Here is a 21,658-nt window from a genome sequence, read left to right as displayed (position 1 = left end):
TGATACACCCAAAACCCTGCTGTGGGTAAGCCTCACAGCAGGCTTTCATCGCCAAATCAACAAATAACCCCTGCCCCCGCTTGCGCGCCCTCCTCCTGCTCACTAACGTAGCGCCTTTATCGGTGTCCCCCCCTCCCGCAGGAGCTTTGCCATGGCCTCGCCAGCCTCTATTTTTCCCTTCCCCCGGCTCGGCGTTGCCGCCGCAGTGGCCAGTGTGCTCGGTCTGAGCGGTTGCCAGACCTGGAACGCCCAGGACACGGTTCCTCCGACGTCCGGCGTGCAACCGCTCAAGGGGCTGGCGCAGAACGTCTCGGTTCGACGCAATGCCATGGGCATGCCACTGATCGAGAGCAACAATTTCCATGACGCCCTGTTCAGCCTCGGCTACGTCCATGCCAGCGACCGCATCAGCCAGATGGTGACCATGCGCCTGCTGGCTCAGGGTCGTCTGGCAGAAATGTCCGGCGCCGAACGACTGGACGTCGATCGCTACATGCGTGCGGTCAACCTGAAGAAAAGCGCCGACGAGTTGTACAAAGCCTCCTCGCCGCGGCTCAAACGCTTCTTCGAAGTCTATGCCCGCGGCGTCAACGCGTACCTGTTCCGCTATCGCGACAAGTTGCCGCCGGACCTGGCCGCCAACGGCTACAAACCCGAATACTGGAAACCGCAAGATTCGGCGCTGATGTTTTGCCTGCTCAATTTCAGCCAATCGGCCAACCTGCCGGAAGAAATCGCCGCCTTGGTGCTGGCCCAGACGGTCACCCAGGACAAACTGGCCTGGCTGAGCCCCTCGTACCCGGATGAACAACTGCCGATGGCCGAGGCCGATAAGCTCCAAGGCCTGCGGCTCAGCGGTCAGGTCCCGGGCCTCAACGAAGTCAGCAAGGCCAGCGCTCAGTTGTCCGAACTGAATTTGCTGAATATTGCTTCCTCCAGCAACTGGGCCATCGCCCCGCAGCGCAGCCGCAACGGCAAGAGTCTGCTGGCCAGCGACAGCCATGGCCCATTGAGCGTGCCGTCACTGTGGGTTCCCGTGCAGATTCGTGCGCCCAAGTATCAGGCCGCCGGGGTTTCCGTGGCGGGGATCCCGATGATTCTGGCGGGGTTCAACGGCAAAGTGGCCTGGAGCATGAGCAGCGTGTTGGGCGACAACCAGGACCTGTTCCTGGAAAAAATCCGACGCCAGGGCAATGGTCTGTCCTACGAGGTCAACGGCAAATGGCAACCGGTGATGGTCCGCAACGAGACCTACTTCATCAAAGGCCAGCGACCGATTCGCGAAGCGGTGTATGAGACCCGCCACGGCCCGCTGCTCAACAGTGTCCAGGGCTCGGCCATGGCCAACGGTCTTGGCCTGGCCTTGCAGACGCCGAGCTTTAGCGACGACAAAACCCTGGACGCGTTCTTCGACTTGTCCCGAGCGCAGAATGTCGAGAAAGCCTCCGATGCCAGCCGTGAAATCCGCGCCATCGCGGTGAACATGATCTTTGCCGACGCCAGCCACATTGGTTGGCAAGTTACCGGGCGCTATCCGAACCGCCGCGAAGGTGAAGGCCTGTTGCCATCGCCCGGTTGGGAAGGTCGCTACGATTGGGATGGCTACGCCGACCCGATGCTGCACCCCTACGATCAGGATCCGGCCCAGGGCTGGCTCGGCGCCGCCAACCAGCGAGTCATTCCCGACGGCTACGGCATGCAGTTGTCCAATTCCTGGGGCGCACCGGAGCGCGGCGAGCGTATGGCCGAGCTGGCCGGGGCCGGCAAGCACGACAGCCGCAGCCTGACTGCCATGCAATATGACCAGACCACGACCTTTGCCGCCAAGCTCAAGAAAGTCTTCGAAGCCCCGGGCATGGCCCAACCGCTCAAGCAGGCGATCGACGCGCTACCAGTGGCGGACCGGGCCAAGGCTCGCGAGGCCTATACCCGGCTAATGGCTTTCGATGGCCGGCTCAGCCCAGGCTCCGCCGACGCGGCGATTTATGAACTGTTTCTGCAGGAAAGCATGAAGCAGATCTTCCTCGACGAACTGGGTCCGGACAGCAGCCCGGCGTGGAAAGCGCTGCTCGCCAACGGTCAGTTGTCCTACTCGGCCCAGGCCGATCACTTGCTCGGTCGCGAAGACAGCCCGTTCTGGGATGACGTGCGCACACCGCAGAAGGAAGACAAATCCGTGATCCTGGCCCGCAGCCTGGCAGCGGCCATCACTGCTGGCGACAGCCAGTTGGGCGGTGACCACAAGGCTTGGCAGTGGGGCAAGCTGCATCGCTACGAATGGAAGAACAGCAGCGGCCAAATCGTCCGCGGCCCCCTGCCCGCCGGCGGCGATGCCTCCACGCTCAACAGCTCGGCATTCGTCTGGGGCGAGAGTTTCAACACCACCCAGGCGCCGGCCATGCGGTTCATCGTCGACTTCGGCCAGCCCGAGCCGTTGATGATCCAGGGCGGCACCGGCCAGTCTGGCAACCCCGCCAGCCCGAACTACGTCAATGGCATTGATCCGTGGATCAAGGGGAACTATCAGAACCTGCCATTGCAGCCGCAGAACTTTGAGCGGGCGTACGGCAAGGCGCGCTTGACCCTGGTGCCCGGTAAGTAGGCTGTCCTGTGTGGCGAGGGAATTTATCCCCGCTGGGCTAAACCCCCTCGCCACATTTGTCCGCCCTGCCACCTGATCCTGCCGCACCAAACCCGATAGAACTTCTCCTCCCGCCCCCGCCTCTACCAGACAAGCCCATCTTCCCGGTGAATGCATGGATCTTGTCATTGCCCGCCCCGAAGGCCTGTACTGCCCGCCCGGAGATTTCTACATCGACCCCTGGCGTCCGGTGGAACATTCGGTCATCACCCACGCCCACGGCGATCACGCCCGTGGTGGCAACCAACACTACTTGGCAGCGGCCCCCGGCGAAGGCATTTTGCGTTCGCGATTGGGCCAGGACATCAACCTGCAAACCCTGGCCTACGGCGAGCGCTTGCTGCATCACGGCGTGAGCTTGAGTTTTCATCCTGCCGGCCACGTGCTGGGTTCGGCCCAGGTGCGCCTGGAATATAAAGGCGAGGTCTGGGTGGCGTCCGGGGACTACAAGATCGAACCCGACGGCACCTGCGCGCCGTTCGAACCGGTGAAGTGTCATACGTTCATTACCGAATCCACCTTCGGCCTGCCGATCTATCGCTGGCAGCCTCAAGCGCAGGTCTTCGACGAAATCAATCAGTGGTGGCGCGGCAACATTGCCGTCGGCCGGGCCAGCGTGCTGTTCTGCTATTCCTTCGGCAAAGCCCAGCGGATTCTCCACGGAATTGACGCGAGCCTGGGTCCGATCCTGGCCCACGGTGCGGTAGAACCCCTGAACCGGGTCTATCGCGAGGCCGGGATCCGTTTGCCAGCGACGATCTATGCCGGCGACATCAAAAAGAACGACCCAATCATGAACCAGGCGCTGATCATCGCTCCCCCCTCTGCCGGTGGGAGCACCTGGATGCGCCGTTTCGGTGACTACAGCGACGCCTTCGCCAGCGGCTGGATGCGCCTGCGGGGCACCCGTCGGCGACGCGGCGTGGATCGCGGCTTTGTGCTGTCCGACCACGCCGATTGGCCCGGCTTGCTCTGGGCCATCGAACAGACCGGCGCCGAGCGGGTGATGGTCACCCACGGTTCAGTGGGCGTACTGGTGCGCCATTTGTGCGAGCAAGGCCTGGATGCCCAAGGCTTCAGCACCGAATATGGTGACGATGAAGAAGACTCAGGCAGCGCCACCGACGAGGACGCGTCATGAAAGCCTTCGCCCAGTTGTATGCCGAACTGGACGCCACCACCTCCAGCAATGCCAAGCTCGCCGCCATGCAGGATTACTTCACCAAGGCCCCGCCCCAGGACGCAGCGTGGGCCGTGTATTTCCTGTCTGGAGGGCGCCCGCGACAACTGGTGCCGGTCAAGACCTTGAGGGAACTGGCGGTGCAGATATCCGGGTTGTCGCTGTGGCTGTTCGAAGAAAGCTATCAAGCCGTGGGTGATCTGGCTGAAACCATCTCACTGGTCCTGCCAGAATCACCTCAGCGTTCCGACGAAGGCCTGGCGCTGTGGATCGAAGAGAAACTCCTGCCGCTGCGCGGTGAATCGCCCGAGGTGCTGGCGGTGCGGTTGCCGGCGTTGTGGGCGCAACTCGACCGAGCCAGCCTGATGCTGTGCATCAAACTCATCACCGGCAGTTTCCGCGTGGGCGTGTCCAAGTTGCTGGTCACACGCGCGCTGGCGGCCATGGCCGGGCTGGACAGCAAACGGGTCGCCCAGCGGCTGGTGGGGTATACCGACCTGTCCCATCGTCCGACCGCTGCAGGCTACCTCAAGCTCATCGCTGCCGAATCCGCTGATGAGCACGCCCAGCGCGGCGGCCAGCCTTATCCGTTCTTCCTGGCTCATGCGCTATCGCAAGCGGTGGAGCAATTCGACACGACGCTGGGACCGGCCAGTGACTGGCAGGTGGAATGGAAGTGGGACGGAATCCGCGCCCAGGTGGTCAAGCGCGATGGCCATTTGTGGGTCTGGTCCCGGGGCGAAGAGTTGGTCACCGAGCACTTTCCCGAATTGCACAGCCTGGCGCAGGCGTTGCCCGACGGCACGGTGATCGACGGCGAAATCGTGGTATGGAAAGCCGCGCCGCCATCCACCGCGGATGCCTTCGATCCGGATACGCCGCTGGAACCGAGGGTGCAGCCCTTTGCCCTGCTGCAACAACGCATCGGCCGCAAAACCCTGGGCAAGAAAGTCCTCGAAGACGCCCCCGTGGTGGTGATGGCCTACGACCTGCTGGAATGGCAAGGCGAGGATTGGCGCAGTCGTGTGCAGACCGAGCGCCGCGAACAACTACAGACCCTGATTACCCGCTGCCGCAGCGCGGTGCTGCTGCCCTCCCCGATCATCACCGGCAAGGATTGGTTCGACCTCGCCCGGCAGCGCGAAGCGTCCCGCAGCCTCGGCGTCGAAGGCATGATGCTCAAGGCCCGCGACGCGCTGTACGGCGTTGGCCGGACCAAGGACATGGGCGTGTGGTGGAAGTGGAAAATCGACCCGTTCAGTGTCGACGCGGTACTGATCTATGCGCAACGCGGGCATGGCCGCCGCGCCAGCTTGTACAGCGACTACACCTTCGCCGTCTGGGACAACCCGCCGGGCAGCCGCGAACGCACACTGGTGCCGTTCGCCAAGGCGTATTCGGGGCTGACCGATGACCAAATGCGTCAGGTGGACAGCATCGTGCGCAAGACCACCGTGGAGAAGTTCGGCCCGGTGAGCAGCGTCACGCCGACCCTGGTTTTTGAGCTGGGCTTCGAAGGTATAGCCTTGTCCAAACGCCACAAGAGTGGGATCGCCGTGCGCTTCCCGCGGATGCTGCGCTGGCGCCAAGACAAAAGCGTCGAGGAGGCTGACACGCTGGCGACGCTTCAGGATCTGTTGAAAGGTTGACCGTTCTCCTCCGAACAGGGCCAGCGTCGGCCCGTGTCATGACGCCCTCCACATCAAGGCGAAAATACTTTCACCCGGTACTTCAAAACGTATGCGTCCATCCCGGCACTGGACAGGGGCATCGCGCTGGCGGCTATCAGGACCGAAAAGGGCGAGGGATGGGCAGGCAGTGCCTGCGCCCTGCAGGCTGATCCGTTGCAGACGGTCGCCCTTGTTTACCCCCAGCACGCTGCGTTCGTTGCCGCGGGCCATCGCCAAGGCATCGACCTCGAACGCGCTGTTGTCCATACGCAGAACCTGATCGAGCCAGTGCGACTGGATGAATTGCTGCGCCAAGCCTACCGGTTTGAGCTCGAAGCGATCGGGTCCTGGCAGGCGGATCATGCCTTTGAGGTGGTGCGGATCGTCAGCGGCCTGAAACCAATTGAGCACGTCGAGCAAACCATCCTGGGCTGAGTTGATCGCAACCGAGGCCCACCAGAGCGATGCGAAGTGCGTCTCCTGTTCGTAGGGGCTCACGCTTGAGCCACTGGAGATATTGGTCTGGTCCAGCAACAGCGCCTTGCGTGGCCGGCCATTGGCTTGCAGGCCGACGACTTCGGCAGCCCGGCTCACGGAGTCGCGGTAGACCCGTGTGGCCAGCAGGTCGCGAATCATCCACTCGTGCCAGGCCAAGGCATCGATTTGTGCCGCCGATTCGTCGAGCATCCGCCGAGCCCAGTCGATGCCACGGTGCTGGGCGCCTCGTCGCGTAAACGGGCCGTTGACGAAACGCGAGCTGGCGGGCATGGCGATGCGCACGCCGGCCTCCCGCGCCCCCGGGTAGTCGAGCACCTGACGATACATGGCGTCGAAGAAGTGCTTGTACGTCGCATAGTCGGGATAGTTGTAATTGGGTTCGTCGGCAAACGAGAGGTAGTGCGTGCCGCTACCCAGGGCCACGGTGGCCGCCAGCCAGGCGTTCAGGCCGGCGTTGCTCTGGCTGTCGGCCTTCAGGTCGGCCTTACGCCCAGTGGCGGCCAGCAAGGTGATGTTCGTATCAATGCCACCGCGTTCCAGGTAAAAACGCCTGAAGGTATCTTCGTAATGGGGGTCAGCGGCCATGATGTCGACGGCGCTGTAAAAACTGCCCGCACGGGGCTTGAGCGCGTCGAGCGCGCTGTAGCTTGCCGGCGGTGGAAGCAGGTAGGGCAAGGCCAAGCCCAGGCGCGGCGTGGGGCCCAGCATGTCGGGGTGCAGGGCCAGCTCGGTGCGGCCGCTGTCCTGCCGCAGCGGCTGCAGGTGCTGCGGGCGCTGGGCGAACAGGTTGGCGGTGCCGTCCAGCCAGAAGGCCGCTTTGCCTCTACCTTGCAGGCGCAAGCGCCAGTCTTGATCCCTATCGCTGACGGGTAAGGCAACCTGGTCGAACTTCGGGTACTCCTGGTAGGGCTTGAGCCTCAGTTCGACTGTTTTGCCATCGCCCAGGCGCTCGGCATTCAGAGCCCTGACGCCGCCGAAATACTTGCCTGCCAAGGTCGCCTGCTCGCCACCGCGGACCTTGAAATACAACTCGACGTTGGCGGCGGTCTCGACGCTGAAGTGCACTTTCGTCGGCGCGAACAGGGCGACGGTCTTGTCGTCGTGCTCGAAGCGATAGCGCCTGAAGCTATAGCCCGGGACTTCGACACGGTAACTGGCGGCGCTGGCGGGCAATGCCCAGTCTTGTTTGCCGCTCCCTTCGCTGGCGGGAATAAAACGCTCGTCGCGCAGTTGCCCCTGGCCGTCGAGCAAGTAGATGCGTTCTTCATTAGCGTCGGTTTGCCAGGCCGGCACCCAACTGACGCGCAAGGTGTCGTCGCGCCCTGCCTGCAAATAGAGGCTGCCGTCACGCACATCGCCCCAGCGCATTGGCGCGGCCTGGGCCAGGCTGCTGAACGCCAGCGTTAATATCACGGCGATGCGTTTCATAATGTCCTTTTCACCATCTAACTGAGGCGCGTTGGCGCTCTGCCATCATCGTTCTATACAGTAGTCGCTGTGTAACAGGCGTGAGAAAAATAGTGTGAATCGTCGATGAACGGTATTTGAAGAAATGTATTCAGATGGCGTTTTATGCGTTTCTAAAAAAACTATTGATGCCCCGCCCACTAGCAGTTTTTCTGACGCCGTAATTGCGTCATCAGGGTATCTATCACAACAATAAAAAACCGACTTGCTCTTTTAAAGAGCAATGCTAACGTGACATCAGAGCCCACTATTTATTTAAGTGTCTTAAACCGTCCAGATCCTGCGCCAGGCCCTTCATGCAACAGTGACGGGGATACCATCATTCAGGGAGTGGGCAGCCGCCCTCCCAGGGTGCTGCCCCAATGACGTGGCGACCGGAGTGAAACCCAAGACGTGCCAATCGTACAAGCAAGGGAGCCTGACATGCGCGCAGAGCAGCGGTTTCATTCACTGGACAGTTTCAGGGGGTTGATGGCCATTTCAGTAATGCTCTATCACTTGCGCGTCAGCGGTAGTTTCACCGAATGGTTGTTATTCCGTCACGCTGAAGTATTTGTATCTTTCTTTTTTGTATTGAGTGGCTTTGTATTGACGCACGCCTATGGCAGCTCGGTAAAATTTAACTTTAGAAAGTTCTTCATTTCACGAACCTTCCGCTTGCTTCCCTTGCACCTCTTTATGTTGGGCGTCTTTATACTGTTAGAGTGCGGTCGATATTGGGCTGCGCAAAAAGGCATGGACTTCAACAATGCGCCATTCTCAGGAAAGTTCGCCCCTTCTGAAATCCTGCCGAATGCACTGCTGTTGCAATCCTGGACGCATTTGACTAACCCACTGTCATTCAACTATCCGTCCTGGAGCATCAGTATCGAGTATTACACCTACATGATCTTCGCCCTGATCGTGTGTATCGCTTTCGGCATCAGGACATGGATATGGGCGACGGTGATGCTCCTGGCCTTGGCGCTGATGTATGCCGGTAATACCTTCTTCACCATCGAGTCGCTGCGCGGCCTCGCTTACTTTTTCACTGGCTGTCTGGCTTACGCCGTGTACCTGAGGCTCCCCCAGCCCAGCCGGGCCCAGACTTGGTTATTGAGCACGCTTGAAGTGGCGGCAGTGACAGCGGCGCTGATTTTCGTAATCAACGATTTTGCAGGCAAGCAGTTGTGGGCCAGTCCGTTGTTCGGTGTCATCGTTGTGATATTCGCCTTTGATCATGGCGCCGTGTCGCGGCTGTTGGCGGGCCGTGGCTTCGGTTTTCTCGGCAAGTTGTCTTATTCCATCTACCTGACCCACGCGGCCGTTCTGTTTTGCGTAGTGTCGGCATTCATGGTGGCGAAGAAAATCGTTGGCGTTGACATTGCACCGGTGATCGACGGGACTCGCTACCTGGACCTCGGTAATGTACTGCTCAACAACCTCATCGCTTTGCTGGTAGCGGGATCGGTAGTCCTGGTGTCGATGTTCACCTACCGATATGTCGAAATGACCGGGCAATCCCTTGGCCGAGCGCTTAGCAACACCCCCTCGCACAGCGGTCCGGTATTGAGACCTGATACCGAGGCCTAAAAAAACAGCAGCGTCCGCGCCATCCTGGTGCATCTTTTAAAGCCTGCTCATCCCCGCGCACCATCACGTCCCGCTGGCTGCCGCCAAAGTTTTTAAAACGCTTGTTCGGCACTCTGGTTCGGAAATTGCTACCTTTATGCCGTCATACCGTTCTCGCCTTCACCGGTAACAATACTTACGCGCCACAAGCGCTCATATTGGTTTTAGGGATTGAATAATGAAAAAAGCACTGCTGACCCTTTCTGCACTGGCGTTGTGCATGGCCGCCGGCGTCGCCACGGCCAAGGAATACAAGGAACTGCGTTTTGGTGTCGACCCGTCCTATGCCCCGTTTGAATCCAAGGCCGCCGACGGTAGCCTGGTAGGTTTCGATATCGACCTGGGCAATGCAATCTGCGAAGAATTGAAGGTCAAGTGCCGCTGGGTCGAAAGCGATTTCGACGGCATGATCCCTGGCCTGAAGGCCAATAAGTTCGACGGCGTGATCTCGTCCATGACCGTGACCCCGGCCCGGGAAAAAGTCATCGACTTCTCCAATGAACTGTTCTCCGGCCCGACCTCGTATGTGTTCAAGAAGGGTTCCGGCCTGAGCGAAGATGTCGCGTCCCTCAAAGGCAAGACCGTCGGTTACGAGCAAGGCACCATCCAGGAAACCTATGCCAAAACCGTACTGGACAAGGCTGGGGTCAAGACCCAGGCCTACCAGAACCAGGACCAGGTTTATGCCGACCTGACCTCCGGCCGCCTCGATGCGTCGATCCAGGACATGCTGCAGGCCGAACTGGGCTTCTTGAAATCGCCAAAAGGTGGTGACTATGAAGTCAGCAAACCCGTGGACAGCGAACTGCTGCCTTCCAAGACCGCCATCGGTATCAAGAAAGGTAACAAAGAGCTGAAGGCTCTTTTGGATAAAGGTATCAAAGCGTTACACGAAGACGGCAAGTATGCCGAGATCCAGAAGAAACACTTTGGCGATCTGAATCTGTACAGCGGCAAATAATGCGCAGCGCCCATCCGGCCTCGGATGGGCGCTTTTTTTCTGCCAAAGGCCTCTTCCATGTTCGAACAACTCCTACAAAATCTGGGGCTCAGCGCCTTCAGCCTGCAGGGCTTCGGCCCGCTGCTGATGCAGGGCACCTGGATGACCATCAAGCTGGCGGTCCTGTCTTTGTTACTGAGCGTTTTGCTCGGCCTGTTGGGGGCCAGCGCCAAGCTGTCCAGCGTCAAACTGCTGCGTATCCCGGCCCAGCTCTACACCACGCTGATTCGTGGCGTGCCGGATCTGGTGCTGATGCTGCTGATCTTCTACAGCCTGCAAACCTGGCTGACCTCTTTTACCGACTTCATGGAATGGGAATACATCGAGATCAACCCATTCGGCGCCGGGGTCATCACCCTGGGCTTCATTTATGGCGCGTACTTCACCGAGACCTTTCGCGGAGCGATTCTCGCGGTGCCCCGGGGTCAGGTCGAAGCCGCCACGGCGTATGGCCTCAAGCGTGGCCAGCGTTTCCGGTTCGTGGTGTTTCCGCAAATGATGCGCTTTGCCCTGCCGGGCATCGGCAATAACTGGATGGTGATGCTCAAGGCCACCGCGCTGGTGTCGATCATCGGCCTGGCCGATTTGGTCAAGGCCGCCCAGGATGCCGGCAAAAGCACCTACCAACTGTTTTACTTCCTCGTGCTCGCGGCGCTGATCTATCTGCTGATCACCAGCGCGTCCAATGTCGTGCTGCGCTGGCTTGAACGCCGTTACGCCGCCGGTGCACGGGAGGCGGTGCGATGATCGAACTTCTTCAGGAATACTGGCGACCGTTCCTCTACAGCGACGGCAATCACATCACTGGCCTGGCCATGACGATGTGGCTGCTCAGCGCCTCGCTGCTGATCGGCTTCGTGATCTCGATCCCGCTGTCCATCGCCCGGGTCTCCCCCAAGGTCTACGTACGCTGGCCAGTGCAGTTCTACACGTACCTGTTCCGCGGCACGCCGCTCTACATACAGCTATTGATCTGCTACACCGGCATCTACAGCCTCGAAGCCGTGCGCGCCCAGCCTCTGCTCGACAGCTTCTTTCGCGATGCGATGAACTGCACGATCCTGGCCTTCGCCCTGAACACCTGCGCCTACACCACGGAAATTTTCGCCGGGGCGATTCGCAGCATGAACCATGGCGAAGTCGAAGCGGCCAAGGCTTATGGCTTGACGGGCTGGAAGCTGTACGCGTACGTGATCATGCCGTCGGCGTTGCGACGTTCGCTGCCGTACTACAGCAACGAAGTCATCCTGATGTTGCACTCGACGACCGTGGCGTTCACCGCTACCGTTCCAGACGTGCTCAAAGTCGCCCGGGACGCCAACTCGGCCACCTTCCTGACCTTCCAGTCGTTCGGTATCGCCGCGTTGATCTACCTGACCGTGACCTTTGCACTGGTGGGCCTTTTCCGCCTCGCCGAACGCCGCTGGCTGGCCTTTCTCGGGCCGACTCACTAGGGCTTCTGTTCCAGGACATACACGCAAATGCGCCACCAGATTCATGACCTGCAGGCCCCACTGCCGGGGACCGCACGCAAGATCCACAGTTTTCACTTCGGCCCGGAAGAAGCCGTCGGCAAAATCTACATCCAGTCGTCCCTGCACGCTGATGAGTTGCCCGGCATGCTGGTGGCCTGGCACCTCAAGCAGCGTCTGGCCGAGCTTGAGGCATCCGGTCACCTGCGGCACGAAATCGTGCTGGTGCCCGTGGCCAACCCCATCGGCCTGGAACAAGTGCTGATGGACGTGCCGCTGGGCCGCTACGAAATGGAGAGCGGGCAGAATTTCAACCGCCGGTTCGTCGACCTGAGCGAAGAGATCGGCAACCAGATCGAAGGCCAGCTCACGGATGATCCACAGCACAACCTGATGCTGATCCGCGAACACCTGCGCGACGCCCTCGCCCGCCAGACCGCCAGCACGCAATTGCAATCCCAGCGCCTGGTTCTGCAACGGCTGGCCTGCGACGCCGACATGGTGCTGGACCTGCATTGTGATTTCGAAGCGGTCGCTCATCTCTACACCACCCCCGAAGCCTGGCCCCAGGTCGAGCCGCTGGCCCGCTACATCGGCGCCGAAGCGAGCCTGCTGGCAACGGATTCGGGCGGTCAGTCGTTCGATGAATGCTTCACCCTGCTCTGGTGGCAACTCAAGGAGCGCTTCGGCGAACAATTCGAGATTCCCCTGGGCAGTTTTTCGGTCACCGTCGAACTGCGCGGCCAGGGCGACGTCACCCACGACCTGGCGAGTCTCGACTGCCAGGCCCTGATCGAATACCTGATCCGCTTCGGTGCCATTGACGGCGAACCGATGCCCTTGCCCGACCTGCCCTACCCGGCTACGCCGCTGGCCGGCGTGGAGCCGGTGGCGACACCGGTCGGCGGCCTGCTGGTCTACAGCGCCGTGCCCGGGGAGTACCTGGAGGCGGGGCAACTGGTGGCGCAAATCATCGACCCCATCAACGACACCGTCACCCCCGTTCATTGCTGCAATGCCGGGCTGCTGTACGCCCGCTCGCTGCGTCGCATGGCCACTGCCGGCATGGTGATCGCCCATGTCGCCGGCGCCGAAGCCTACCGCAGCGGCTACCTACTTTCGCCTTGAGGATGCATGCCCCATGTACAAACTGACCATCGAAGGCCTGCATAAGAGCTATGGCGAACATCAGGTGCTCAAAGGCGTTTCGCTCAAGGCCAGGACCGGCGACGTGATCAGCCTGATCGGCGCCAGCGGCTCGGGCAAAAGTACCTTTTTGCGCTGCATCAACTTTCTGGAACAACCTAACGACGGCGCAATGAGCCTGGACGGCCAGGCGATCCGCATGATCAACGACCGCCACGGCATGCGCGTGGCCGACGAAAAGGAACTGCAGCGCCTGCGCACCCGCCTGGCCATGGTTTTCCAGCACTTCAACCTGTGGAGCCACATGAGCGTACTGGAAAACATCACCATGGCGCCGCGCCGGGTGTTGGGCGTCAGTCAGCAGGAAGCCGAAGACCGTGCCCGTCGTTATCTCGACAAGGTCGGCCTGCCGGCGCGAGTGGCCGAGCAGTACCCGGCGTTCCTCTCCGGTGGTCAGCAACAGCGCGTGGCCATCGCCCGCGCCCTGGCGATGGAGCCGGAGGTGATGCTGTTCGACGAACCCACCTCGGCCCTTGACCCGGAGTTGGTGGGAGAAGTCTTGAAGGTGATTCAGGGCCTGGCCGAAGAAGGCCGGACCATGATCATGGTGACCCACGAAATGAGCTTCGCTCGCAAGGTGTCTGATCAGGTGCTGTTTCTGCACCAGGGCCTGGTGGAAGAAGAAGGCGCGCCGGAAGACGTGCTGGGCAATCCCAAAAGCGAGCGGCTCCAGCAGTTTCTCAGTGGCAACCTGAAATAAACCCGACAAACCTGAAAGACTGCTTCTGTGGCGAGGGGGCTTGCTCCCTCGCCACAAAAGCGCCCTCGCCACGATTTTCTTCATTAAACCTTTCATCCCTCACCGCGGTCACTGAAAGAGGACTTTCAGGGCGCACGCGGCGGGTATGGCGACATCCAACAACTACGCAAACCAGTGGTTCAGCGCCCGCGGCTGGAAGCCGTTCACCTTTCAAAAACAAGTGTGGGCTGCGGTCAAACGCGGCGAATCCGGGCTGTTGCACGCCGACACCGGGGCCGGCAAGACCTACGCCGTGTGGTTCGCGGCGCTCAACCGGTTCGCCCGCGCGGCGCCACTGCCGGATAAACCCCGTAAACGCAAACCAGTGACCGAACCGCTGACGGTCCTGTGGATCACGCCGATGCGCGCGCTGGCCGCCGATACAGGCAAAGCCCTCGAGGCACCACTGGCAGAGCTGCAGATTCCATGGAGCGTCGGCCTGCGCACCGGCGACACCAGCGCCAGCGAACGCGCCCGCCAGGGTCGGCGTCTGCCCACCGCGCTGATCACCACGCCCGAAAGCCTGACCCTGATGCTCGCCCGTGCCGATGCGCAAACGGCTACCTCGACGCTGCGCATGGTCGTGGTGGATGAATGGCACGAGTTGCTCGGCAACAAACGGGGGGTGCAGTTGCAATTGGCATTGGCGCGCTTGCGGCGCTGGCATCCCCAACTCATCGTCTGGGGTGTGTCCGCCACTTTGGGTAACCAGGCCCCACGCCGAACAGGTATTAATCCCGCAAGGCAATGGCATCAGCGTGCAGGTGGCCAACGGCAAGGCGCTACGGGTCGATACGCTGCTCCCCCCGGCCCTCGAACGTTTTCCGTGGGCCGGCCACATCGGCCTGAAGATGCTGCCCCAGGTCATTGCTGAAATAGACGCCAGCAGCAGTTGCCTGGTTTTCACCAACACCCGGGCGCAATCGGAAATCTGGTATCAGGCCATTCTCCAAGCCAGGCCGGACTGGGCCGGGCTGATCGCGCTGCATCACAGTTCATTGTCCCGGGAAACTCGCGACTGGGTAGAGCAGGCCCTCAAGGAAGGGCAGCTCAAAGCGGTGGTCTGCACCTCCAGCCTGGATCTGGGGGTGGACTTCTTGCCAGTCGAACGGGTCCTGCAAATTGGCTCGGCCAAAGGCGTGGCGCGGCTGATGCAGCGCGCCGGGCGTTCTGGTCATGCGCCGGGGCGGACCTCGCGGGTCACGCTGGTGCCGACCCACAGCCTGGAGCTGATCGAAGCCGCCGCCGCCCAAGACGCCGTGGCTCAGCGGCGCATCGAACCCCGGGAATCGCCCCACAAGCCGCTGGATGTATTGGTCCAGCATCTGGTCAGCATGGCCCTGGGCGGCGGTTTCCTGCCTAACGAGCTGTTTGAGGAAGTGCGCGGCGCCTGGGCCTATCGGGACCTCAACGAAGCCGAATGGGCCTGGGCCCTGGCCTTCGTGCGCCATGGTGGGCTTTCATTGACCGCCTATCCCGACTACCGGCGGGTCGAGCCGGACGAACACGGCGTGTGGCGAGTCCCCGATGCGCGACTGGCCCGACGACATCGCATGAGCATCGGCACCATCGTCAGCGACGCCAGCCTGCAATTGAAGTTCTGGAGCAAAGGCGGTGGCGGCAAGACCTTGGGCAGCGTGGAAGAAGGCTTCATCGCTCGCTTGCGGCCTGGAGATGGTTTTCTGTTTGCCGGACGCTTGCTGGAATTGGTCCGCGTCGAAGACATGACCGCCTACGTGCGACGCAGCCAGGCCAAAAAAGCCGCCGTGCCGCGCTGGAACGGTGGGCGGATGCCGCTTTCCAGCGAGCTGGCCGGCGCCGTCGTGGCCCGTCTGAGCGAGGCCGCCACAGGCCGCTTCGAGGGCCCGGAGATGAGCACCGTGCAGCCCTTGTTATCGATTCAACAACGCTGGTCCGGTTTACCCACGCAAGAAACATTGTTGGCCGAGCGCCTCAAATCCCGCGAGGGCTGGCATCTGTTTCTGTATCCCTTTGCCGGGCGCCAGGTTCATCTGGGGTTGGCGAGCCTGCTGGCCTGGCGCGTCAGCCAACAACAGCCGGTGACGTTTTCCATCGCGGTGAACGATTACGGCCTGGAACTGCTCAGTGCCACGGCACTGGACTGGACGCAGCACCTGGGGCCGGAACTCCTGAGCGTCGACAACCTGCTGGCCGATGTGCTGGCGAGCCTGAACGCCGGAGAGCTGGCGCTTCGACGCTTTCGCGAAATCGCCCGGATCGCCGGACTGGTATTTGCCGGCTATCCCGGCGCGCCAAAAAGTACCCGTCAAGTCCAGGCGTCCAGCGGGTTGTTCTTTCAGGTGTTCAAGCAATACGACACCGACAACCTCTTGCTGGCCCAGGCCGGGGAAGAAGTCCTGCGTGAAGAATTGGATATACGCCGACTGGAGCAGACCTTGGAACGCCTCAATACCTTGAAGCTCGACCTGCATGCCATTAAACGGCCCACCCCACTGGGATTCCCCTTGCTGGTGGAGCGATTCAGGGAAAGCATGAGTTCGGAGAAGCTCGCTGATCGCATCCGGCGGATGGTCAGCGAACTGGAAACGACCGCTGATCGTGGTGACGCCTGATGCCGGCGCCCTATCCCGTAAGCCTGGCCGGCGAAGAACTCTGGTTATTGCCGGAAAAAGCCCTGTACTGGCCTGCCCAGCAAACCCTGATGGTCGCCGATGTGCATTTCGGCAAGGCCGCTGCTTATCGCAGCCTAGGCCAACCGGTGCCCCATGGCACGACGGCCAGCAACATCGCCGTGCTGGACGGGCTACTGGCGAGCCTGCCATGTCGCCAACTGATCTTCCTAGGCGACTTTCTCCACGGTCCAGGTTCCCATGCCCCAGGCACCTTGAAGGCCCTTTGTAGCTGGCGTGAACGACATCAGCACCTGGCCATGACGCTGATTCGCGGCAATCACGACAAACGTGCCGGCGACCCGCCGCCAGCGCTGAACATCCGGGTCGTGCCGGAGCCTTTGTTGCTCGGACCTTTCGCCGTACAACATGAGCCCGATCCGCATCCCAGCCGCCACGTCCTGGCGGGCCATGTCCATCCCGTCTACCACCTGAGCGGCAAAGGACGGCAACGGCTGCGCCTGGCCTGCTTCCGGCTCGCCAGCGACATCAGCCTGCTACCGGCCTTTGGCGCATTCACAGGGGGTCATCGGGTCGAACAGGACAATGACTGCAGGATCTTTGTCATTGGGGATAACGAAATATGGCCCGTCAGTTGAAGCACACGTGCTTTCCACTGACGGGCCATTTTGCGATCAGGCAACAGGCGCAGGAGGCGGCTCATCCGGCAGGGTGGGTTCACCGGGTTCGCTGGGTTCTAGGGGCTGTTCGTTGGGGGTATCGGGATCAGGCTGGCCTGGAATACCGCCCGCCGCTTCGGCAGGGTGGGCCAGCAATGACCAAGCCATGACACCGATCTGATTGGGCTCAAGCTTTGCCAGTTCGGCACTGATTCGCGGATCGATCTTCATAGAGCAACTCCTGGGCGAAGGCCCGCTGCGCTGAGGCAAAAAAACGGGCAGTACACCCCATAGAGTGCCTGCCCGCCCAGGAATTCAAACTGTTCGTCAGAATCAGGTACGCGGCAGCGTTACGCCGCGCTGGCCCTGATATTTACCACCACGATCCTTGTAGGACACTTCACATTCCTCATCGGACTCAAGGAACAGCATCTGCGCCACACCCTCGTTGGCATAGATTTTTGCCGGCAAGGTCGTGGTGTTGGAGAACTCCAGGGTCACATGCCCTTCCCACTCAGGCTCCAGCGGCGTGACGTTGACGATGATGCCGCAGCGCGCGTACGTGCTTTTACCCAGGCAGATGGTCAGCACGTTGCGCGGGATACGGAAATACTCGACGGTGCGTGCCAGGGCAAATGAGTTCGGTGGAATGATGCAGACGTCGCTCTTGACGTCGACGAAGCTCTTCTCGTCGAAGTTCTTCGGGTCCACGGTCGCCGAGTTGATGTTGGTGAACACCTTGAATTCATCGGCGCAGCGCACATCGTAGCCGTAGCTGGAGACGCCGAAGGAAATCAGCCGATCGGCGCCTTCGCCACGCATCTGGCGCTCGACGAAGGGCTCGATCATGCCGTGCTCTTGCGCCATGCGGCGAATCCACTTGTCCGATTTGATGCTCATGGCGGTTTCCTGAAATAGCGAGGTGGAAAAAATACGTCCGGCATCTTACCGGGGCGCGAGGCCGGGTTCAAAGTGCGGGACGTAAATCTCGCCGATCCACCTTGATTTCCTGGTCCTGACGGCAATACCGCTGGCCGTCAGTCACCAAAACCGAGAAACCTTCGCAAAGACCATTGGCACATTCAGGAAAAAGGGTTAAGGTGACGTCACTGTGTTGCTTGTGTCACTGAGAATCTCTACACGATATGTTGAATTTCGATCCAACCATCTACAAGAATTTTTCCTGCTCTTTGCACTCAGTCTCGGCCAGGGTTCTTCCTGAGTCGCAGTTATCTTTGTTCAAGGAGTTACACCATGTCTAATCGCCAAACTGGTACCGTTAAGTGGTTCAACGATGAAAAAGGCTTCGGCTTCATCACTCCACAATCCGGTGACGACCTGTTTGTTCACTTCAAAGCAATCCAATCCGACGGCTTCAAAAGCCTGAAAGAAGGCCAACAGGTTTCTTTCATCGCTACCCGCGGTCAGAAAGGCATGCAAGCTGAAGAAGTTCAAGTTATCTAACTTGTCCTTGCTTTAGTAAAAAGCCCCGCCCTCAAAAGCGGGGCTTTTTTGTGCCTGTGTGTTTTTGCCCACGCACAAAAAAAATGTGGGAGCGAGCCTGCTCGCGATAGCGGCGTGTCAGTCAACGTTGATGTTGCTGATCCGCCGCTATCGCGAGCAGGCTCGCTCCCACACGGGCTGGTTGCTAGACCGGGATTACCAGGTCACGCCAAACCCTGCGGTGTAGCGCGTCTTGCTCAAGTCGCTGTCTTCGGTGCCCTCAATGACATCTTTCTCGGCCTTGAGGTTGAGCGAAGCCCAGTCGGTAACTTTGTAGCGCAGCCCCACCTCGGCGTCGTAGGCATATTCGGCAACACTGGACAGCGGCTTGCCGACTTCGCCATTGGTGAAGAACTCGACGCGCTTGCCAATCAGGTAGCGGTTGTAGTCCCACTTCATGGCGATGGAATAGAAGTTGTCGGTGCCACCGTCGCGGTATTCGTAATCGGTGCGGTTGAACAGCGAACCCAACGAGAAAGCACCCAGCTCGTCATCCCAGAACTGGTAGCCCGGACCGGTACCCACCACGCGCTGTCGAGCCAGCTCTTCGACTTTGTCGCGCTTGTAATTCAGGCGCCCTTGCCAGAACCATTTTTCCGTCAGGAAGCGGTCGAGGGAATACTCCAACCTCCAGTTGTCGGTGGAAACCACGTCATCCTGGAACTCACGGTTGTATTCGCCTTCGGCGGTATGCCGCCATCTGCCGTGGCGTGCCGAGGTCTTGAAATCGATGTCGTAGTCATCGGTATCTTTTTCCGCGCGCTGATAATCCAGTGCGGCGTCGATATTGCCCTTCCACACCAGATCCTCGACCACCGGTTTGGGTTTGAGGATTTGCTGGATACTGGCCAACTCGACGGTTTTGGGTCCGTCGCCGTTGGCCAGGGTCACCTTGCCGTCCTCGGCAGCCTGCAGCGCCTTGGCTTTTTCGCCGGTGTAGGCATCCTGCTTGACCAGCAATTGCTGGTCGCTCTCAAGAGTCTTGACCTGTTTCCAGTCGATGGGAATCGCGCCGGCGTAATCGGTCTGGATCAGCAACTTGCCGCCATCGAAAACGGTGATCTTGCCGCTGAGCTTGTCGCCGTTCTTCAACCAAACGGTATCGGCAAGCAATGGCATGGAGGCGCTGGTGACAGCTAGGCATAGCAGGGTTCTAGACAACATAAGCGTATAAAGAGCTCAAGTTTGCGGTAAAAAGGCGGCATTATCCCCCGGGACGACACCTTAGCAAGGACTGACCGAAGTATTTGTAATGAGTTCATTTCTCAACCAACCTTGCGGGATTTAATCTACAAACGGCAATACGCCCTTGCCCAGGACACCTGAACGTGACTGATGCTCCCGCGGCCCCAGAGAACGCCGCCCAGATCCGCCGCACCACCCTGTACCTGACCCTGGCACAAGTGCCGGCCGGCAAGGTCGTGACCTATGGTCAGCTAGCCGAGATGGCCGGTCTGGGCCGAGCGGCGCGCTGGGTAGGGCGTACCCTCAGTCAGTTGCCGAACGACACAAAGCTGCCATGGCATCGAGTATTGGCTGCCGGCGGTCGGATCAGCCTGCCGGCCGGCAGCGCCTCAGGGGATGAACAACGCGCGCGCCTGCGCACGGAAGGGGTGAGTGTCCTGAATAATCGTGTTGATATTCAGCGCCATGGCTGGCGCCCGGTAGAGCACAGCGGTTAGAGTGCGCGCTTTGTTTTCGCAATTTTTGAGGCAGACTCCAGCCCATGCCCCGTAAAACCTGGCGCGCCGCCCTCGCCGCCTATGCCAGTCCCTCGACGCTCGTGCTGTTGCTGCTTGGCTTCGCCGCCGGCCTGCCCTACATGCTGGTGTTTTCCACGCTTTCGGTCTGGTTGCGCGAAGCTGGCGTGGCCCGCGAGACTATTGGCTACGCGAGCCTCATCGGCCTGGCCTATGCCTTTAAATGGGTCTGGTCGCCCCTGCTCGACCAATGGCGCCTGCCGCTGCTGGGCAAACTCGGCCGTCGGCGTTCATGGTTGGTGCTCTCCCAGGCCCTGGTGATCCTCGGCCTGATCGGCATGGGCTTCTGCGACCCGCAAAAGCACCTGTCATGGTTGATCGCCATCGCCGTGATCGTGGCTTTCGCGTCGGCCACCCAGGACATTGCCGTCGATGCCTATCGCCTGGAGATCGCCGACGACACCCGCCAGGCGGCCCTCGCCGCCAGCTACATGTCCGGGTACCGAATCGCGGCATTGCTGGCCACCGCGGGCGCACTGTTCTTCGCCGAAGGGTTCGGCTCCACCGGTTTCAGTTATAAGCACTCGGCCTGGGCAGGCACCTATCTGTTGTTCGGCGTGCTGATGGTCCCTGCGTTGCTCACCTCGCTATTCATGCGCGAACCGCCGGTGCCGCTACGCACCCAGTTGCAGGCCGGTCGCTATAGCTTCGTCCACCAGTTGGCCTCGGTGTTCGTACTCATCGTGCTGCTGGTGTCGGTACCGGCGATGTTCACCCAGCTCTATAACACCGACTTTGCCAGCGTCCTGTTCGAAGGCGTCAGCCTGCTGGACCTGCTGCTCGAAGACCGTGCCTTCCTGCGGGCCATTCTCTATATCACCCTGACAGCCCTGTGCCTTTCGGCCATGGGGCGCCGCGGGCTGGCGCCGGTGTTGACACCGGTCAACGATTTCATCCTGCGTTACCGCTGGCAGGCCCTGTTGCTGCTTGGGCTGATTGCCACCTACCGGATGTCCGACACGGTCATGGGCGTCATGGCCAACGTGTTCTACATCGACCAAGGCTTCACCAAGGACCAGATCGCCAGCGTCAGCAAGATTTTCGGGCTGATCATGACGCTCGTCGGCGCCGGCATGGGCGGCTTGTTGATCGTGCGTTTCGGTATCCTGCCGATCCTGTTTATCGGCGGCGTTGCCTCCGCCGGCACCAATATCCTGTTTTTGATGCTCGCCGACATGGGCGCCAACCTGCAGATGCTGGTTGTCACCATCTCCCTGGACAACTTCAGCTCCGGCCTGGCCACTTCGGCGTTCGTCGCCTACTTGTCGAGCCTGACCAACCTGAAGTTCTCGGCCACCCAATACGCCCTGCTCAGCTCGATCATGCTGTTGCTGCCGCGCTTGATCGGCGGTTACTCAGGGGTGATGGTGGAGAAATTCGGCTATCACGACTTCTTCCTGATCACCGCCTTGCTGGGGGTTCCGACCCTGTTACTGATTGCCTTGCACTGGTATCAGGAAAACCGCCGCCAGGGTTCAGGCTCGGCTTCGGAGCCGGAACCGACACCCACGCGACCTGCGCAAGAATCGTAGGAAACTTCCAGCAAGCGCCGGCGAAACCGGCGCTCATGCCTGGCGACCGGCCACGCGCCTGTACGCCAGGGCATCTCGCCCGTACAATGCTCCGTCACTTCTCGTCAT

The 21,658-nt window shown here is 60.6% G+C and carries 17 protein-coding genes and 1 pseudogene; 14 read left to right on the top strand and 4 right to left on the bottom strand.

The genetic code is table 11. The features are described from left to right. Positions 1 to 151: 151 nt before the first annotated feature. From PSH91_RS06080 to PSH91_RS06070, 3 genes are all read left to right on the top strand, one after another. The gene (locus PSH91_RS06080; protein WP_107321604.1) at positions 152 to 2,602 is read left to right on the top strand and encodes a penicillin acylase family protein; all 2,451 of its coding nucleotides are present in this window, start codon (positions 152 to 154) and stop codon (positions 2,600 to 2,602) included. Between the two features lie 154 nt (positions 2,603 to 2,756). Further along, positions 2,757 to 3,782 carry a ligase-associated DNA damage response exonuclease gene (locus PSH91_RS06075; RefSeq protein ID WP_305467605.1) on the top strand — a complete coding sequence of 342 codons (1,026 nt, stop codon included), beginning with the start codon at positions 2,757 to 2,759 and terminating at the stop codon, positions 3,780 to 3,782. Beyond that, complete coding sequence (locus PSH91_RS06070; protein WP_305467604.1) at positions 3,779 to 5,470, top strand: ATP-dependent DNA ligase; 1,692 nt, start codon at positions 3,779 to 3,781, stop codon at positions 5,468 to 5,470. The genes PSH91_RS06075 and PSH91_RS06070 overlap by 4 nt, the downstream gene beginning before the upstream one ends. Before the next feature lie 36 nt (positions 5,471 to 5,506). Here PSH91_RS06070 and PSH91_RS06065 read toward each other — a convergent pair whose 3' ends face one another. Beyond that, a complete protein-coding gene (locus tag PSH91_RS06065) occupies positions 5,507 to 7,417 on the bottom strand; it encodes a hypothetical protein (protein WP_305467602.1) in 1,911 nt (636 codons plus the stop codon). 462 nt (positions 7,418 to 7,879) lie between these two features. On the opposite strand from PSH91_RS06065, the gene PSH91_RS06060 reads away from it, so the two are divergent. The 8 genes and pseudogenes from PSH91_RS06060 (at position 7,880) to pdeM (ending at position 16,734) form a co-directional block, all read left to right on the top strand. Further along, entirely contained in the window at positions 7,880 to 9,028 is a 1,149-nt protein-coding gene (locus PSH91_RS06060; RefSeq protein WP_173407320.1) for an acyltransferase, read from the top strand. A gap of 217 nt (positions 9,029 to 9,245) precedes the next feature. Next, entirely contained in the window at positions 9,246 to 10,028 is a 783-nt protein-coding gene (locus tag PSH91_RS06055) for a transporter substrate-binding domain-containing protein (RefSeq protein ID WP_047228420.1), read from the top strand. 57 nt (positions 10,029 to 10,085) lie between these two features. Beyond that, positions 10,086 to 10,814, top strand: a complete 729-nt coding sequence (locus tag PSH91_RS06050; protein WP_047228421.1) for an ABC transporter permease — start codon at positions 10,086 to 10,088, stop codon at positions 10,812 to 10,814. Continuing rightward, entirely contained in the window at positions 10,811 to 11,521 is a 711-nt protein-coding gene (locus PSH91_RS06045; protein WP_047228422.1) for an ABC transporter permease, read from the top strand. Before PSH91_RS06050 ends, PSH91_RS06045 begins: the two co-directional genes overlap by 4 nt. Positions 11,522 to 11,548: 27 nt before the next feature. Continuing rightward, positions 11,549 to 12,667 carry a succinylglutamate desuccinylase/aspartoacylase family protein gene (locus PSH91_RS06040; protein WP_305467599.1) on the top strand — a complete coding sequence of 373 codons (1,119 nt, stop codon included), beginning with the start codon at positions 11,549 to 11,551 and terminating at the stop codon, positions 12,665 to 12,667. A gap of 13 nt (positions 12,668 to 12,680) precedes the next feature. Further along, positions 12,681 to 13,445, top strand: coding sequence for an ABC transporter ATP-binding protein (locus PSH91_RS06035; protein WP_047228424.1), 765 nt, complete (start codon positions 12,681 to 12,683; stop codon positions 13,443 to 13,445). Positions 13,446 to 13,590: 145 nt separating this feature from the next. Further along, a pseudogene (locus tag PSH91_RS06030) lies at positions 13,591 to 16,078 on the top strand (ligase-associated DNA damage response DEXH box helicase). Next, on the top strand, positions 16,078 to 16,734 hold the full coding sequence (gene pdeM / locus PSH91_RS06025) for a ligase-associated DNA damage response endonuclease PdeM (protein WP_047228426.1): 657 nt from the start codon (positions 16,078 to 16,080) through the stop codon (positions 16,732 to 16,734). Before PSH91_RS06030 ends, pdeM begins: the two are co-directional and overlap by 1 nt. Before the next feature lie 36 nt (positions 16,735 to 16,770). On the opposite strand, the gene PSH91_RS06020 is transcribed toward pdeM, so the two are convergent. Next, positions 16,771 to 16,986 carry a hypothetical protein gene (locus PSH91_RS06020; protein WP_047228427.1) on the bottom strand — a complete coding sequence of 72 codons (216 nt, stop codon included), beginning with the start codon at positions 16,984 to 16,986 and terminating at the stop codon, positions 16,771 to 16,773. A 102-nt stretch (positions 16,987 to 17,088) separates the two neighbouring features. Further along, on the bottom strand, positions 17,089 to 17,655 hold the full coding sequence (gene dcd, locus PSH91_RS06015; RefSeq protein ID WP_003184751.1) for a dCTP deaminase: 567 nt from the start codon (positions 17,653 to 17,655) through the stop codon (positions 17,089 to 17,091). A 354-nt stretch (positions 17,656 to 18,009) separates the two neighbouring features. Between dcd and PSH91_RS06010 the strand changes: the two genes are divergently transcribed. Beyond that, positions 18,010 to 18,219 (top strand): cold-shock protein, encoded by a 210-nt coding sequence (locus tag PSH91_RS06010; RefSeq protein ID WP_002554837.1) that lies wholly within the window; start codon positions 18,010 to 18,012, stop codon positions 18,217 to 18,219. Between the two features lie 195 nt (positions 18,220 to 18,414). On the opposite strand, the gene PSH91_RS06005 is transcribed toward PSH91_RS06010, so the two are convergent. Continuing rightward, positions 18,415 to 19,422: a DUF481 domain-containing protein gene (locus tag PSH91_RS06005; RefSeq protein WP_305467596.1), complete on the bottom strand. Its 1,008-nt coding sequence runs from the start codon at positions 19,420 to 19,422 to the stop codon at positions 18,415 to 18,417. 137 nt (positions 19,423 to 19,559) lie between these two features. Between PSH91_RS06005 and PSH91_RS06000 the strand changes: the two genes are divergently transcribed. Together PSH91_RS06000 and PSH91_RS05995 are read left to right on the top strand one after the other, a co-directional pair. Then, on the top strand, positions 19,560 to 19,940 hold the full coding sequence (locus PSH91_RS06000; RefSeq protein WP_171061418.1) for an MGMT family protein: 381 nt from the start codon (positions 19,560 to 19,562) through the stop codon (positions 19,938 to 19,940). 44 nt (positions 19,941 to 19,984) lie between these two features. Then, the gene (locus PSH91_RS05995; RefSeq protein WP_047228430.1) at positions 19,985 to 21,550 is read left to right on the top strand and encodes an AmpG family muropeptide MFS transporter; all 1,566 of its coding nucleotides are present in this window, start codon (positions 19,985 to 19,987) and stop codon (positions 21,548 to 21,550) included. Positions 21,551 to 21,658: the final 108 nt, after the last annotated feature.

Source organism: Pseudomonas sp. FP1154 (genome assembly GCF_030687245.1).
In the GTDB taxonomy this organism is placed as follows: domain Bacteria; phylum Pseudomonadota; class Gammaproteobacteria; order Pseudomonadales; family Pseudomonadaceae; genus Aquipseudomonas; species Aquipseudomonas rhizophila.
Note: the sequence above shows the minus strand (reverse complement) of the source record. Positions and strands in the feature narration are given on the sequence as shown.